The 15059-nt window shown below is 67.4% G+C and carries 15 protein-coding genes; 8 read left to right on the top strand and 7 right to left on the bottom strand.

The genetic code is table 11. The features are described 5' to 3' along the window. The 4 genes from OXU43_00155 to OXU43_00140 all read right to left on the bottom strand — a co-directional run. Positions 1–649 (bottom strand): AAA family ATPase (locus OXU43_00155; GenBank protein ID MDD9823593.1); only part of this gene is annotated, 649 nt, incomplete at its 3' end. A gap of 151 nt (positions 650–800) precedes the next feature. Continuing rightward, a complete protein-coding gene (gene ccsA / locus OXU43_00150; GenBank protein MDD9823592.1) occupies positions 801–1601 on the bottom strand; it encodes a cytochrome c biogenesis protein CcsA in 801 nt (266 codons plus the stop codon). A 31-nt stretch (positions 1602–1632) separates the two neighbouring features. Next, complete coding sequence (locus OXU43_00145) at positions 1633–2571, bottom strand: 16S rRNA (uracil(1498)-N(3))-methyltransferase (GenBank protein MDD9823591.1); 939 nt, start codon at positions 2569–2571, stop codon at positions 1633–1635. Continuing rightward, entirely contained in the window at positions 2555–3904 is a 1350-nt protein-coding gene (locus OXU43_00140; protein MDD9823590.1) for an adenosylmethionine--8-amino-7-oxononanoate transaminase, read from the bottom strand. Before OXU43_00140 ends, OXU43_00145 begins: the two co-directional genes overlap by 17 nt. Before the next feature lie 67 nt (positions 3905–3971). Between OXU43_00140 and hspQ the strand changes: the two genes are divergently transcribed. From hspQ to OXU43_00120, 4 genes are read left to right on the top strand one after another with little or no spacing between them, the layout of a single operon-like run. Beyond that, positions 3972–4310 carry a heat shock protein HspQ gene (gene hspQ / locus OXU43_00135; GenBank protein ID MDD9823589.1) on the top strand — a complete coding sequence of 113 codons (339 nt, stop codon included), beginning with the start codon at positions 3972–3974 and terminating at the stop codon, positions 4308–4310. A gap of 32 nt (positions 4311–4342) precedes the next feature. Then, positions 4343–4798: a TerB family tellurite resistance protein gene (locus OXU43_00130; protein ID MDD9823588.1), complete on the top strand. Its 456-nt coding sequence runs from the start codon at positions 4343–4345 to the stop codon at positions 4796–4798. Beyond that, positions 4795–6027, top strand: coding sequence for a sodium:proton antiporter (locus OXU43_00125; protein MDD9823587.1), 1233 nt, complete (start codon positions 4795–4797; stop codon positions 6025–6027). The genes OXU43_00130 and OXU43_00125 overlap by 4 nt, the downstream gene beginning before the upstream one ends. Then, positions 6024–6485: a putative molybdenum carrier protein gene (locus tag OXU43_00120; GenBank protein MDD9823586.1), complete on the top strand. Its 462-nt coding sequence runs from the start codon at positions 6024–6026 to the stop codon at positions 6483–6485. The genes OXU43_00125 and OXU43_00120 overlap by 4 nt, the downstream gene beginning before the upstream one ends. A gap of 79 nt (positions 6486–6564) precedes the next feature. Here OXU43_00120 and OXU43_00115 read toward each other — a convergent pair whose 3' ends face one another. From OXU43_00115 to thiC, 3 genes are all read right to left on the bottom strand, one after another. Next, complete coding sequence (locus OXU43_00115; GenBank protein ID MDD9823585.1) at positions 6565–7839, bottom strand: hypothetical protein; 1275 nt, start codon at positions 7837–7839, stop codon at positions 6565–6567. Position 7840: 1 nt separating this feature from the next. Beyond that, a complete protein-coding gene (locus OXU43_00110; GenBank protein MDD9823584.1) occupies positions 7841–9172 on the bottom strand; it encodes a hypothetical protein in 1332 nt (443 codons plus the stop codon). Positions 9173–9294: 122 nt separating this feature from the next. Beyond that, on the bottom strand, positions 9295–11124 hold the full coding sequence (thiC, locus tag OXU43_00105) for a phosphomethylpyrimidine synthase ThiC (protein ID MDD9823583.1): 1830 nt from the start codon (positions 11122–11124) through the stop codon (positions 9295–9297). A 180-nt stretch (positions 11125–11304) separates the two neighbouring features. Here thiC and OXU43_00100 point away from each other — a divergent pair, with 180 nt between their 5' ends. The 4 genes from OXU43_00100 to OXU43_00085 are packed head-to-tail and all read left to right on the top strand — an operon-like array spanning position 11305 to position 14935. After that, positions 11305–11982: a protein-L-isoaspartate O-methyltransferase gene (locus OXU43_00100; protein MDD9823582.1), complete on the top strand. Its 678-nt coding sequence runs from the start codon at positions 11305–11307 to the stop codon at positions 11980–11982. Positions 11983–12032: 50 nt separating this feature from the next. Continuing rightward, on the top strand, positions 12033–13454 hold the full coding sequence (locus OXU43_00095) for a TolC family outer membrane protein (GenBank protein ID MDD9823581.1): 1422 nt from the start codon (positions 12033–12035) through the stop codon (positions 13452–13454). Next, positions 13444–14031 carry an isochorismatase family protein gene (locus OXU43_00090; GenBank protein ID MDD9823580.1) on the top strand — a complete coding sequence of 196 codons (588 nt, stop codon included), beginning with the start codon at positions 13444–13446 and terminating at the stop codon, positions 14029–14031. The genes OXU43_00095 and OXU43_00090 overlap by 11 nt, the downstream gene beginning before the upstream one ends. A 37-nt stretch (positions 14032–14068) precedes the next feature. Further along, complete coding sequence (locus OXU43_00085; protein MDD9823579.1) at positions 14069–14935, top strand: hypothetical protein; 867 nt, start codon at positions 14069–14071, stop codon at positions 14933–14935. Positions 14936–15059 lie beyond the last annotated feature (124 nt).

Raw genomic sequence — 15059 nt, 5'->3', positions numbered from 1 at the left:
TGCGCAGCAGCGCCGGCTTGTTCACGCGCGACAGCAGCAGCACATCGCGCGAGAGAGTGGTTTCGACCAGCGAGTCCAGAATGTAACGCGCCCAGCGCGCCGGCTGCCTGACCAGCGGCGCCGCGCCGGGATAAGCGCCGTAAAAAAGATACCGCTCCAGCGACCAGCCGAATGCCCGCCGCATTTCGCTGAAACTCCAGTGCGGCAGGTGCAGCGCCTCGAACCGACCGGCGAGGCTCTCGCTCAAGCCGCGCTGAATCAACAGCGGGGCGGAGCCGAGCAGGATGACTTTCAGCCGCCGTCCCGTATGCGTATCGGCGTCCCACAAGCGTTTGACGGTCTCGGACCACTGCGTAATCTTTTGCACCTCGTCAAGGACAAGCAGCGCCCCTTTCCTGCCCGCCTCGCCGGCCAGCATCCGCGCCGCCTCCCACTGCTGCTCCAGCCAATCGCCGCCGCGCAAAGTCGGCTCATCCGCGCTGGCATAGCGGGCCGGCAGGCCGGCTCGCGCCGCGACCTGCCTGACCAGCGTAGTCTTGCCCACCTGCCGCGCCCCGGCGACGACCTGGACAAACCGGCGCGGCTCTTGCAGGCGCCGGGCCAGTTCTCTGGCCTGGGCGCGGGCCGGGAGTGTTGACGAATTACTCATTGCATTGAGTAATTTTACTCAATATAGAGAGTATTTTTCAAGCGCTTGCGCTCATGCGGCCCCTCCCCATCGCTCCCCCCTTTACGCTCAAGGGGGAGTAATGGGAAGAACGGGCGGCAGGCCGCCGCCAGCGGGTGTTGCCGCCCGGGGCTCAGGCCTGAATAAAGACGATTTTGGTAACGGAGTAGGCCAGCAGCAAGATCACGCAGCCGGCCAGCGTCCAGCGCGCGACGCGCCGCCCGCGCCAACCCTGCACCCACTGGCCCCAAAGCAGGACGCCGAAGATGGTCCAGGCCAGCAGGGACAGCAAGGTCTTGTACGCCAGCGGCGGCCGCAGCAGGTCTATGGAGAAGGAGAGTCCCGTCACCAGGCTGAGGCTCAGCAGGAAGAAGCCCAGCACGATGCTGCGAAACAGCAGTTCCTCCATAGATTGCAGGGAAGGCAGCCACGGCAGCGCGGGCAGGGCCGGACGGCGACGCAGCCGCCGTCGCTGCACCGCCATCGCCACCGCCTGCAGGCTCGCCATCAGCATGCAGCCCAATGCCAGTACGGACAAGGCCAGATGCAGGGGAAACCCGGGCGTAAGACGATAAGAAGCGCCGTCTTGCACGGGCAGGAACAGCGCGGCCAGCAGCCCCAGCGCGGCCGCCGGATAGCCAAGCGCCGACAGGGCGGCGGCCCGCGGGAACGGCAGCGCGGCGGTGGCCAGCAACGCGGCCGGCAAGGCCGCCAGCAGGGCGGCGCCCCCGAGCCCTGCCGAGCCGCCGATGGCGGCGGCCGCCACCGGGTACGAGCAAGCGCAGTGCAACAGCAGACCGACGGCGCTCACTGCCAACAGCGGCCAACGGGCCGGCAAGGGGCGCTCCCCGGCAGGCGGCAGGCGCAGGACGCAAATCGTCAGCGCCACATACAGGAGAACGAGCAGGGAAATGCCGACCTGCTGGAATATCACGGCCCTGCCTCCCCCGTCTCCACGGCGCCGCCTACCGCCGGGCTCCGCCGACTCCCGGGTCGGGCGCGACGGCAATCCGTTCCCCGCCCTGCCCGCCGACGCGCCGCCGCTGCGGAGGCGCCGCCGCGGACTCCGCCGCGGATTGGGGCGCAGACTGGGGCGCGGATTGGGGCGCCGCAAGGTCGCCCCACAGTACCTGACAGGCGCTCAGCGCCGCCGCCGTCGCCGTCTCGGCGCGCAACACTCGCGGCCCCAGCGCGACCGGCGCCAGGCCGGCGGCGGCGGCGGCGGCGTTTTCCTCGCCGGACAGGCCGCCTTCCGGACCGACCAGGATATCCATCCGCGCGCCCGGCGGCGGCAGACCGGCCAGGGAGCGGGCGGCGCCGGGGGCGAAATAAATACCCGTCAGAGGCGCCTCGTTGGCCAGCAATTCGGACAACGGAACGGGGGATTCGATCTCCGGCACCCGGTTGCGCCCGCACTGTTCGCAGGCCGCGACGACGATCCCGCGCCAGTGCGCCATGCGAGTCCGCAACCGCGCACCGGCCAGGCGCGCGCCGCAGCGCCGGGTAAGCGCCGGGACGATGCGCCACACCCCCAATTCCACCGCTTTCTGCAAGGCGTAGTCCATGCGCCGGCCGCGGCAGACGCCCTGCAGCAACCGAAGCCGCAACGGCGACTCGCGCTCCCCCGGCAGGAACCCGCCCACGGCGAGCTCTACGCCGCTCTGGCGGACGGCGGCGATGCGGGCGCAATATGCGCCGCCGCTGCCGTCGAACAGGCGCAGCGGCGCCCCGGGCCGCAGGCGCAACACCCGCAACAGGTAGTGCCGTTGCGGCGCTTTGGACAACAGCAGGGAGCCGCCGCCGACCAACGGCTGCGCGACGAACAGGCGGGGAACCCCGTCCCCGAAGGCGCCGGCCGCCAGCGTTCCGGCTGCGTCCGCTCCCGGTTCAGGTTCGCACCGCAATCTCTATCCCCTCGCGGGCCGCCTGGGCCATCTCCTTAATCTGCAACGGAGTGATCACATAAGGCGGCATGAAATAAATCACGTCTCCCAGGGGGCGCAACAACACGCCCTGTTGCAGGCCGTGGCGATATACCCTCATGCCGCGGCGCTCCTGCCAGGGAAAGGGCCGGTTGCCGCGCCGGTCGCGCACCAGTTCCAACGCCAGGATCATGCCCTGCTGGCGGATCTCGGCGACATTCGGATGCTGCCGCAGGTCCTCCACCGCCTCCCCCATGCAGCGCGCGAGGCGCCGGTTGTTCCGCAACACCGGGGTACTTTTAAAGATGTCCAGGGTGGCCAGGGCGGCGCTGCAGGCAAGCGGGTTGCCGGTGTAGCTGTGGGAGTGCAAGAACGCCTTGCGTTCTCCGTAGTCGCCGTAGAAGGCCTGGTAGATCTCCTCCGGAACGAGTACCGCCGACAGCGGCAGGAAGCCGCCGGTCAGTCCCTTGGACAGGCACAGAAAATCCGGGGAGATGCCGGCCTGTTCGCAGGCGAAAAGAGTGCCGGTGCGGCCAAAGCCCACTGCGATCTCGTCTGCGATCAGGTGCACCCCGTGGCGGTCGCAGGCCTCGCGCAACAGGGATAAATACACCGGGTGATACATGCGCATGCCCCCCGCGCACTGCACCAGCGGCTCGACGATCACGGCGCATACCTCCTGCTTGTGCCGCGCCAGCAGGGCCTCCATTTCCTCGCATTTGCGGCGGCAATGCTCCTCCCAGGCATCGCGCCCGTCCAGGGCATAGCAGTCCGGCGAAGGCGCGGCGATGGTATCCAGCAGCAAGGGACTATAGGTGTCGCGGTACAGGGATACGCCGCCCACCGACAAGGCGCCCAGCGTCTCGCCGTGGTAGCCGTTCTCCAGGCAGACGAAGCGGCGCTTGCGGGAGCGGCCGCGGTTTTGCCAGTAGTGAAAGCTCATTTTCATGGCCACCTCCACCGCCGCCGACCCGTTGTCGGCAAAGAAGCAGCGGCTCAGGCCCGCGGGGGCAAGGCGGGTCAAGCGCTCGGCCAGCGCGACCGCGGGTTCGTGGGTGCAACCGGCCAGCAGAACGTGCTCCAGGCGGTCCAACTGGCGGCGAATGGCGAAGGCAATCTGCACATTGCCGTGTCCGAACAGGTTCACCCACCAGGAGCTGATCGCGTCCAGGTAGCGCTTGCCGGCGTAATCCTCGAGCCATACCCCCTTCGCCCGGCGGATCGGCAGCAGCGGCACCTCCGGGTGGTCCTTCATTTGGGTGCAGGGGTGCCAGAGTACGGCCAGATCCCGCTCCACCCAATCCTTGACTACCATCCTTTTGCGCCTCCGGTTCTTCGATCCGTTATTTCAATCTGTTATGATCATGGGCAATCGTAGCGTAATGAGCAAGCGAACCGAGACAATGGAACCGATCGTTGATGCGAAATTCTCCGTAGGACAATTGGTCCGGCACCGGCTGTTTAACTACCGCGGGGTGATCGTGGGCGCGGACCCCAGCTTCTCGGGAAGCGACGAGTGGTACGACCAGATGACGGTAACCCAGCCGCCCAAGAACCAACCCTGGTACCACGTGCTGACCCACGACAGCGAGCAGGAAACCTACGTGGCGGAACGCAACCTGCTGGCGGACAACTCCGGGGAACCGATCCGCCATCCCCTGGTGGACAATTTCTTCGACCGCTTCCAGAACGGCCGCTACTACGTGGGACAGTTGCACTGAGCAGGACAACGCCGCTGGCTATGTGGCGCTCCATGCGGCAATTCCTGTTGGGAGGGCAGGCCGCGGGCGAAGACGACGGGGCGGGGCAGGAAACGGAACTGGTGGAACTCGCCGCCGCCGCCCTGATGACCGAGATCGGGCTCAGCGACCGGCGCCTGGAGGAGTGCGAGCGAGCGGAAATCGGGCGCCGCCTCCGCGCCCATTTCCATTTTTCCGAGGCAAACATCGAGGCCCTGTTGCAGGCGGCGGAAGAGCGGCTGGGAAACAGCGTCTCCCTCTACGATTTCACCCGCCGGCTTAACGAGGGGCTGGGCCGCGCGGAACGCGGCCGCATCGTGGACTCCCTGTGGCGAGTCGCCGCCGCGGACGGCAGGATTGACCCGCACGAGGAACACGCGATCCGCAAGATCGCCGGCCTGCTGAAGGTTTCCCACACCCGCTTCGTCCAGGGCCGCGCGGCAGTCGCCGGGGAGAACGGCAACGGATGAACCTGTACGCCCTCATCGCCATGCTGCTGACGCTGACCGCCCTGTTCAGCTTCCTGAACCATCTCTACCTCAAGCTGCCCACCGTGATCGGCGTCATGCTGATCTCCCTGGCGCTGTCGCTGGCCATCCTGCTCCTGGACGTGGAATGGTTCGCGACGGCAGCGCAACTGGTCTCCGGGTTGGACTTTAAGGCGACGTTGATGAACGGCGTCCTCTGCTACCTGCTATTCGCCGGCGCCCTGTTCGTCAACCTCGGCGACCTGGTGCGGGAAAAGTGGCTCGTCGGCTGCCTGGCCACCGTGGGGCTGGCCATTTCCACGCTGCTCACGGCAGGGCTGATCTGGGGCTTGTCGGCATGGCTCGGCTTCCCGTTGCCCCTGCTTTACTGCCTGCTGTTCGGCGCCCTGATCTCGCCCACCGATCCGGTGGCCGTGCTTGCCATCCTGCGCCAGGCGGGGCTGGACCCGGCCATTCGCACCCGGATCACGGGCGAGTCGCTGTTCAACGACGGGGTCAGCGTGGTGCTGTTCGCCACCTTGCTCAGCCTGGTGGCGGGAGGGCCGGACGAGGCCCCGGCTTCCGTCGTCAGCGTCGTCCTGCTGTTCCTGCAGGAAGTCGCGGGCGGGGCGCTGGCGGGCCTGTTGCTGGGGGCCGCCGGCTACCAGCTCCTGCGCCGGGTGGACGAGCACGCGATCGAGATCCTGATCACGCTGGCCGTGGTCTCGGGCGGCTACAGCTTGTGCCAGGCGCTGCACGTTTCCGGGCCCATCGCCATGGTCGTCGCGGGGCTGATGATCGGCAACCACGGCAAAATGCTGGCGATGAGCGCCCCAAGCCGCGAGCACCTCGACAATTTCTGGGAATTGGTGGACGAGATCCTGAACTCGGTGCTGTTCGTGCTGCTGGGACTGGAACTGCTGATCATCGCCTTCACGCCGCAGTACCTGCTCGCCGGCGTCATCGCCATCGCCGTGACCCTGGCGGCCCGGCTGCTCAGCGTCAGCCTGCCGATGGCGGTTTTCTCCTGGAAAACGCGGCAGCCGGTGGGCGCGGAGATCCGGTTGCTGACCTGGGGAGGAATCCGCGGCGGCATCTCCGTCGCGCTGGCGCTGTCGCTGCCGCCCACGGAGCACCAGGGACTGCTGCTGGCGATGACGTATTGCGTCGTAGTATGGTCCATCGTCGTGCAGGGGCTGAGCATCGGGCGGCTGGCCGCCCGCCGGGGATGATCGGACGCATCCTCTCCGGCGGCCAGAGCGGCGCCGACCGCGCCGCCCTGGACTTCGCGCGCCAGCAAAGGATCCCGAGCGGCGGCTGGTGCCCGAAGGGACGGCGGGCGGAGGACGGGCGCATCCCGGAACGCTATCCGCTACAGGAAACCGCCTCCGAAAACTACGCCGAGCGCACGCGGCAAAACGTGATGGGCAGCGACGGCACCCTGGTGCTGCATTCCGGCCCCCTGCAGGGCGGCACGCTCCTGACCCTGGAACTGGCGGACCGCCTCGGCAAACCGCGCCTGCTGTGCGACCTGAGGCGCCCGCCGGCGCCGCGCCAGGTGCGGGCATGGCTGCAACAGCACCGTATTCGAGCGCTCAACGTCGCCGGCCCGCGAGAGAGCCAGCGGCCCGGGATCTATCGGCAGGCGCTGGCCTACCTGCGGCGGGTCGCGGACTGCCCCGAACCCTGAGGCCATGCCCGGCTATAGCGGGCGCCTGCCAGCCTCCGGCAGTCTCCCCGCGCCACCCGGCGGCCTCCGCGCCCGGCCTTCATTCCGGCGCCAGCGTCCGCAGAAAGGCGCCGCGCACCCGCTCGCAGCCGCGGCGGCACAGGCGCAGCAGTTCCTTGCCGCCGCCGGCGACGCCGCAGCCCCGCGCCGCCACGTCCAGCGCCTGCGAGTTCTCGAGGACGCGGCCGCCGGGGCGCATGTCGAAGGCCCGCAACCTCCCTTCCACGCGCTTGAGAAAGTCGTAGTCCTCCAGCAATTGCCGCCCGCGCCCTGCGTCCAGCAAGCCCGCCGCCATGGCGCGGGTCAGCGCCTGGCGCGTGCCGGCGGAGCGCAGCGCCGCGTGCGCGCCGCCGTGGCGCAATTGCAGGCAATGGGCAAGGAAATCCACGTCCATCGTGCCGCCGCGGCCATGCTTCAGATCCAGTTCCCCGGCAAGGCCGCCCAGTTGCCGCTCTACCCTCTCCCGCATGGCCAGGATGTCCGCGCGCAAAACCGCGGGCGGACGGGGACGGTAAACGGCCCGCTGCACCTCCGCCAGCAACGGCGCCGCCCTGCCCTCCGGGTCGCGCAGCAGCCGGCAGCGAGTCAGCAATTGCCGTTCCCAAGTCTCGCGCGGGCCCAGGTGGTGATCGCGAAACGCGGCCAGCGTAGCGACCAGCGCGCCCGCCGACCCGTGCGGACGCAGGCGGGCATCAATCTCGTACAAGCGTCCGGCGGGGGTCGCCGCCGCGCTGTCGCGCAGCAAGCGGGAGACTCCCCGCAGCAGCTCCGCCGTGCAGCCCTCCGGGTGCAAAAGGATCAGATCGAGGTCCGAGCCGTAGTTCATCTCGCCCCCCGCCAGCCGGCCCAGCCCCAGAACGACCAGTCGCTCCACCACGGGAAAGTCCCGCGCCAGGACGCGCAACAGCCCTTGCAGCGTCGCCTCGGCCAGCCGGGTAAGCGCCGCCTCCAGGTCTCGTTGCGGCAGGCGGCCGCGCAGGTCCAGCGCCAAAACGGCGAGCAGGGACTCGTTGTGCGCTATGCGCAGGGCCTCCAGGCCATCGCCAGGGCCATCCCCGGGGCCGTCGGCGGCCGGCGGGCGCAGCGCTATGCGTTCCAGCTCCGGGGCCGGCAGATCCAGCAGGGCGGCGGCGGCGGCGCCGCGGTAAAAAAGGAAGCGCGTGCAGTACCAACTGGCCCCGAATACCGCAGCCAGCAGGCGGCGGTCGGCGGGCGTCCGGCCCCAACCCTCCTGGGCGCACACGGCGTCCCAACGGGCCGCGCTGGCGGCGGCGGCGCGCTCGTTCCAGACAACCACCGGGGCGGCGCGCGGCATCTCAATCCTCCAGGATCTCCAGGCCCTCCGGCTGCCCGGGGAGAACCCGTTCGAAGCAGGAACGCGCCAGGGCGCGGCACCACTCCAGCCGCTCCTCGAAAAGCCGCGCGGGGTCGGCCTGTCCCGGATGCAGGGAACGCGCCAACTGCCGGCGCGGGGCGCGGCCATTCGGCAGCCAGTGCAGCTGCTGTTCGTCCATCATCTGCAGACGGTTCTCCAGGGCGCGCAGGTACAGATAGCAGTCGCGGATCTGCTGGCCCTCGCCGGGGCGCAACAGTCCGCAGCCCTCCAGCCCCTGCAGGGCCTGCAGGGTGCCGGCGGTGCGTAACGCCGGTTGCCGGGCGCCGTACAGAATTTGCAGCACATGGACGAAAAACTCCAGATCGCGGATGCCTCCCTCGCCGGCCTTTACGTCCCAGGCATCGGGGCGCAACCGCCGCTTGGCGATCTCCTGCTTGAGTTGCCATAAGCGTTGCAACTCGGCGCTGCTCAGCGAGCGCAGGTAGAGGAAGGAGCGCATCCGCCGCAACAATTCCTCGCCGCGGGCGCGGCAACCGGCGATGGGGCGCGCCCGCAACCAGGCCAGACGATCCCAGGGGTCCGCGTAGGCGGCGTAGTAGGACTCCAGCGCCTCCGACGACAGCAGCGGCGGGCCGGCTTCCCCCCAGGGACGAAGCCGCAGGTCAACCCGGTACAGAAAACCGTTGCTGGTGCGTTCTTCCAACAGGCGCTCCAGAACGGCCAGCCGCGTACCGGCGAGGCGCAGGTACGCCTGATAGTCGCCGGAGATTTCCTGCGCCTCCGGGGCGACGAAGACCAGGTCCACATCGGAGCTGAAGTTGAGTTCGCCGGCGCCCAATTTGCCCAGGGCCAATACGCAGGGCACGGCCGCGCCGGCGAAGGGCGGGGCATCGCCTTCGGCCTCCAGCGCCCAGTCCAGCGCGCGGCGCACCGCCGCCTCGGCGAGCGCGCTGAGAAAGGAGAGCGATTGCGCGCAGGACCATTCCCCGGCGAGTTCCAGGCAACAGAGTTTGAGCAGTTCTTCGTACTTGACTTGCCGCAGGGCGGCGGGGTCTCGGCATTCCGCGACCCGCTCCAGGGATGGCGGACTGCCGCACAGGCCGACCGCCTCCGGATGGCGGCGCAGGAAGCGAAACAGGAAGTCGCACAGGCCGAGGACCCGGAGCAGGCCGGCCAGGGCGGGATCGGGCAGTTCCGCCAGCCGGCGGCGAAACCCGGGGACGCGGAGCAACGCCTCCAGACGCAGTGCGGCCCGCTCGGGGTCCGGGGCGTCCGCGCGCGGCCCGGCCAGGCGTTGCTCCAGGGCAGACACGCCGGCCGCCCGCGGTCTATGCCCCCGGTTCGGCGCCGCGTCTCCGCAGGGCCGGCGCGGCCCGTGCCGGCGCGCCGCCCATAACCTTTCCCAAGTCCTTCGACACGCCCCCGGGGCAGCCCTCAGGAAGAAGTACGGTCGCGGACATCGTCGCGCGCCGCCTGGGCGCGCACTTCCTGGGTGATCTTCATGGAGCAGAAGCGGGGGCCGCACATGGAGCAAAAATGCGCCTGCTTGTGCGCGTCCCTGGGCAGGGTCTGGTCGTGATATTCGCGCGCCCGCCGGGGATCCAGACCCAGGTTGAACTGATCCTCCCAGCGGAACTCGAAGCGCGCCCGCGACAAGGCGTCGTCGCGCAACCGGGCCGCCGGGTGCCCCTTGGCAAGGTCGGCGGCATGGGCGGCGATCCGGTATGCGATGAGACCGTCTTTGACATCGTTGCGATCCGGCAGGCCCAGATGTTCCTTGGGCGTGACGTAGCACAGCATGGCGGCGCCGTACCAGCCGATCATCGCCGCGCCGATCGCCGATACGATGTGATCGTAGCCGGGCGCGATGTCGGTGACCAAGGGCCCCAGGGTGTAGAAGGGGGCGCCGCCGCACTCCTCGATCTCGCGCGTGACATTCTCCTCCACCAGATGCATGGGCACGTGCCCCGGCCCCTCGATCATGACCTGCGCCTCGTGCCGCCACGCGATGCGGGTGAGTTCGCCCAGCGTGCGCAGTTCGGCAAACTGGGCCGCATCGTTGGCGTCCGCGATCGAGCCGGGGCGCAGCCCGTCGCCCAGGGAAAAGGCGACATCGTAGCTTCTGGCGATCTCGCAGATCTCCTCGAAATGCCGGTAGAGAAAGCTCTCCCGACGGTGCGCCATGCACCATTTCGCCATGATCGCGCCGCCGCGGGACACGATGCCGGTCACCCGGCCGGCAGTCAGCGGAATATGCTCGCGCCGCACGCCGGCATGGATCGTGAAGTAGTCCACGCCCTGTTCGGCCTGTTCCACCAGGATATCGCGGAACAGAGGCCAGCTCAGGTCTTCCGCCCGGCCGCCCGCCCGCTCCAGAGCCTGGTAGATCGGCACGGTGCCCACCGGCACGGGGCAGTTGCGCAGGATCCACTCGCGCGTCTCGTGGATATGCCGCCCGGTGGAGAGATCCATCAGCGTGTCCGCTCCCCAGCGAATCGCCCAGACCATCTTCTCCACCTCCTCCGAAACCGTGGAGGAGACAATGGAGTTGCCGATGTTGGCGTTGACCTTGACCAGGAAATTGCGGCCGATAACCATCGGCTCCAGTTCGGGGTGGTTGATGTTGGATGGCAGGATCGCGCGCCCGGCGGCGATCTCGTCGCGCACGAACTCCGGCGTCACCCGTTCCGGCAGGCGGGCGCCGTGCGGCACGCCGGGGCGGCGGGACGCGCCCGCCCGGTCCGTCCGTTCCAGCTGCTGGCGTTCGCGGATCGCGGCAAACTCCATCTCCGGGGTAACCACCCCCCGGCGCGCGTAGTACAGCTGGGTGACCCCGGCGCCGGCGCGGGCCCGGCGCGGCAGGCGGGCGTCAGGAAAGCGCAGCCGCGCATTCTCCGGCGCCGCCGGGCGCTGGTGGAACTGCGACGAAAAATCGGGCAGGCGCTCGATCTCCGGTCGTTCGTCCAGCCAGGGGGCACGCAGCTCCGGCAGGCCCGCCTGGAGATCGATCCGGGCTTCGGGATCGGTATAGGGGCCTGAAGTATCGTACAGGATCACAGGCGGCAAGCGGCGCTGCGCGGCGGCATCGGCGCCGTTGCCCTTGCCGGCGCCGTTGCCGGCCGCCTGGCGCACTTCGCGCATGGGCACCCGTAGCTCCGGACGCGAGCCGCGCACGTAGATCTTGCGGGAACTGGGAAAAAACTCCTGGTCCGGGGCCGCCGCCTGCTGCGGAGACCGCGGCGGTTCGGTAACAACTGCGCTCATGGATTCTATGCCTCCCCTGGACTTCTCCCCTGGACTTCTCCGGGGCCTCTCCTGATTTCCGCTCGCGGCGCCCGCCGCGAAGCGAAATAACGATCAACTTACGAAAACGCCTCGCAAAGCGCTATTATACCCGCAGTCCATACCGGCAGTCAGGAACCAAGGCAGCCTTCGCGCAAAACGATGTACGAAATTTCCGCCAATTCCGGGAGCCTCGAGCAGGCCCGGCGCAATCTCATCGAGTCCCAGGTGCGCGCCTGGGAGGTGTTCGACCCCCAGGTGCTGGAACTGCTGAACCGCGTCCACCGCGAGGACTTCATGCCCGCCGCCTACCGCCGCCTGGCCCTGGCCGACTTTGCCGTCCCCCTGGGACACGGACAATACGCCATGACCCCGAAACTGGAGGCGCGGCTGCTGCAGTGCCTGGCGCCGCAACCCGGCGACAAGGCCCTGGAGATCGGCACGGGGAGCGCCTATCTAAGCGCCCTGCTGGCCAGCTGCAGCCGCGAACTGCGCAGCCTCGACCTGTTCCCGGAGTTCCTGCACGCGGCCAGGGACAAACTCGGCCGGTACGGCATCGCCAACGTAACGCTGGAAGAACGGGACGGACTCGCCGGCTGCGCCGAAGGCGCCCCCTACGACATCATCGCGGTCACCGGCGCCATGTACCGCATGCGCCCGGAGCTGCCGCTGCAACTCGCGCCCGGCGGGCGGCTGTTCGCGGTGCTGGGGCGGCCCCCGGCAATGCAGGCCACCCTGATCCGGCGCCTCGCGGCGAAAGTCTGGCGCACGGAACCGCTGTTCGAGACCGAAGTCCCCTTCCTCGTCGGTGCCGAAGAACCCGGGGAATTCCGTTTCTGAACGCCCTCTCCCCAAGCTACGGGCGGCTGCGCATCGGGCTGGCGAGCGCGTTGCTGGCCTGCGCCGCGCCCGCCTCCGCCGCCGACCTGCTGTCGCTGTACCGCCAGGCGTTGGTCTCCGACCCTGCCTACCAGGAGGCCCTTTACAGCGAGAGCGCCACCCGCGAGGCCCGGCCCCAGGCCCAGGCCAGGCTATTGCCGGAAATCGAGTTCAGAACCGACGGCAGCTTTCGCAGGCAGGATATCACCGCCCCGCCCGGCCCTTTCGGCGGACGCATGCAGACGGACTTCAAAGAATACGGCTACCGTCTCCAAGTGCGCCAACCCTTGTTCCGCCCGGAGCGCATTCTGCAGCTGGCGCAATCGAAACACCGGATACAAGAGGCCAGCGCGCAGGCGCGCGGCGCCCTGCAGGGACTGCTGTTGCGGGTATCGGAAGCGTACTTCGGCATCCTCGGCGCCCGCAAGAACCTGCTTTTCGTGCGCGCCGAAATCCGTTCGCTGGAAGAACAGCTGCGGCGCGCCCGGCAGCGCCTGGAGCTGGGGCTGGGCACCATCGTGGACGTGGAAGAAGTGCAGGCGGGCTTCGACCTCGCCGTCGCCCGCGAATTGCGGGCGCAAAACGATCTGGCCATCGCCCGCGAGCGGCTGCGGGAGATCACCGGAGCGCCCCCTCCGAAACTGGAGGAACTGCGGGAAGACCTGCCCCTGACCCCGCCCCAGCCGGAAAACGTGGCGACATGGGTGAAGATCGCGGGGGAAAACGACCCGGCCATCCATGCCGCCCAGCAGCGACTCGAGCGCTTGCAGCGGGAAATTGGCCGGCAACGGGCCGGGCACCTGCCCACCGTGGACCTGGTAGCCCACAACAACAGCCGCAACACTGGCGGCCGCTTCGGCAACAGCATCGTGGACGAGGATATGGTGCGCCTGGAAATGCAGCTCCCTCTGTTCCAGGGCGGCACCACCAATTCCCAGACCCGCCAGGCGCGGGAGGAGCACAAGGGCGCGCGCGCCTCCCTGGAGCGCGTCCAGCGCACCGCCGAACGGGGCGTCCGCGAGTCTTTCTGGAGCGTGCAGTCGGAGATCAGCCGGGTGCGGGCGCTGGCGCAGGCGGTGAACTCCAACCGCACGGCGTTGCAGGCCGCCCAGGCCGGTCTGGAAGTGGGTACGCGCACCTCCGTGGACCTGGTGAATGCCGAGCGCAGCCTGTCCGAGGCCCAGAGCAACCATGCCCGCGCGCGCTACGACTACGTGCTGAACACGCTGCGCCTGAAGCGCGCGGCGGGCATCCTGCAGGACTCCGACCTGGAGGAACTGAACCGCTGGCTGGCGCCAGAGGAGACGGACAAGATAAACGTAGAGACGGATGCGGCGGCGGAAGCCGCGGAGGAGGCGCCGCCGGGAGAACCGGAGACGCCGCAGGACGAAGCACAACCTGAAGAAGCAACGGGAGAAGACGATGACGCATGAAAGCAACCGCGCGTTATGCGACGCCGCACAGGGATGCCTGGTGCTGCTGGACATCCAGGAGCGGCTGGCAAGGGCCATGCCGGCGAAAGTGCTGAGCCGCCTGCAACGCAACGCCCAACTGCTGCTGCGGGCGGCAACGGCGCTGCAAGTGCCAGTGCTGGTTACGCAGCAATATCCGCAGGGACTGGGGCCGCTGCTCCCGGAACTGGCCCGGATGCTGCCCGAGGCGGCGCCGCGGATTGACAAGACGCGCTTCTCCTGCGCCGCGGTGCCCGAGTTTCGGCAGGCGCTGACCGAAAGCCAGCGGCGGCAGGTGGTGATCGCAGGCATGGAGACGCATATCTGCGTGCTGCAGACCGCGCTGGAACTGCAACGGGACGGCTGGACCTGCTTCGTGATGTCCGACGCCACCTGCTCCCGGCAGCGGGACCACTACGGCTTTGCCCTGGAACGCCTGCGCTATGCGGGCGTCGCCGTCGCCGAGACCGAATCCGCGATCTTCGAGTGGTTGCGGGACGCCGCCCATCCCGCGTTCAAGGAGATGTCGGCGCTGATCCAGGCAAAGGAGACGGCCTGAGGGGGGTGCGGCTGCGGAAACAGAGGAATCGGAAGTTATGGAATACGTCAATTTTGAAGTCATATCGCTCAAACAACATCCTGAATTGGATGAACCATGGGTGCAGCAACATATTGTGGAAAAACCGGAAATCCTGGGTCTTGGCGATGTGATTATCAAAGACAAAGAGCGCAGACAGCCTCGTGCCGGGCGCCTCGACTTTTTGTTGCAGGATGCAGAAAACCGGCGCTACGAGGTAGAAATTCAGCTGGGGGCTACCGACCCAAGTCACATCATCCGGACGATCGAGTATTGGGATATAGAGCGCAAAAGATACCCTCAATACGAACACGCCGCTGTACTCGTTGCCGAAGATATTACGAGCAGGTTTCTTAATGTCGTAAGCCTGTTCAACGGCATGATTCCATTGATAGCAATTCGAATGCAGGCGCTTAAGAATGGGAATCAAGTCGGCCTGGCATTCACAACAGTAATAGATCAGTTGTCACTCGGCCCGGTAGAAGAAGATGAGGAAAAACAAGAAATTACCGATCGAAAGTATTGGGAGAGCCGCGGAAGTGCGATAACTGTAAAAATGGCGGATGAGCTTCTCGCATTAGCGCATCAATACGATGAATCGTTAAAATTGAATTACACCAAATTCTATATAGGACTGGAGAAAAATGGCAGACCCAACAATTTTATTATTGCTCGCCCCAAGAAAAAACTCATCCGCTTCGAGCCGAAACTAACGCGCTCCGCAGAAACAGAAGAAAGACTGGAAAATGCCGGCTTAGATGTGATTAGATATGACAGCAGATTAGGACGGTATCAAATTCATATCAAACCGGGGGAAATAGAGAAAAACAAGGAAATTCTTAGCCAGGTGGTCAAAAAATCGTATGAAGCCTCAAGCAGTGAGTGAGCATAGAATAGGATGCCTCAAGGCAACGAAGCCACAGGCAAAAACCCTTGGAGCCGCCATTCCCGCGCAGAGCTTGCCCCTGGCTGGAACAGGGGCGGGAATCCAGCGCAAATAGAGCGCGGAA

The organism is Gammaproteobacteria bacterium (assembly GCA_028817255.1).
Taxonomy (GTDB): Bacteria; Pseudomonadota; Gammaproteobacteria; order Porifericomitales; family Porifericomitaceae; genus Porifericomes; species Porifericomes azotivorans.
The sequence above is the reverse complement of the archived record's forward strand: the minus strand, read 5'-3'. Positions and strand labels throughout refer to the sequence as shown.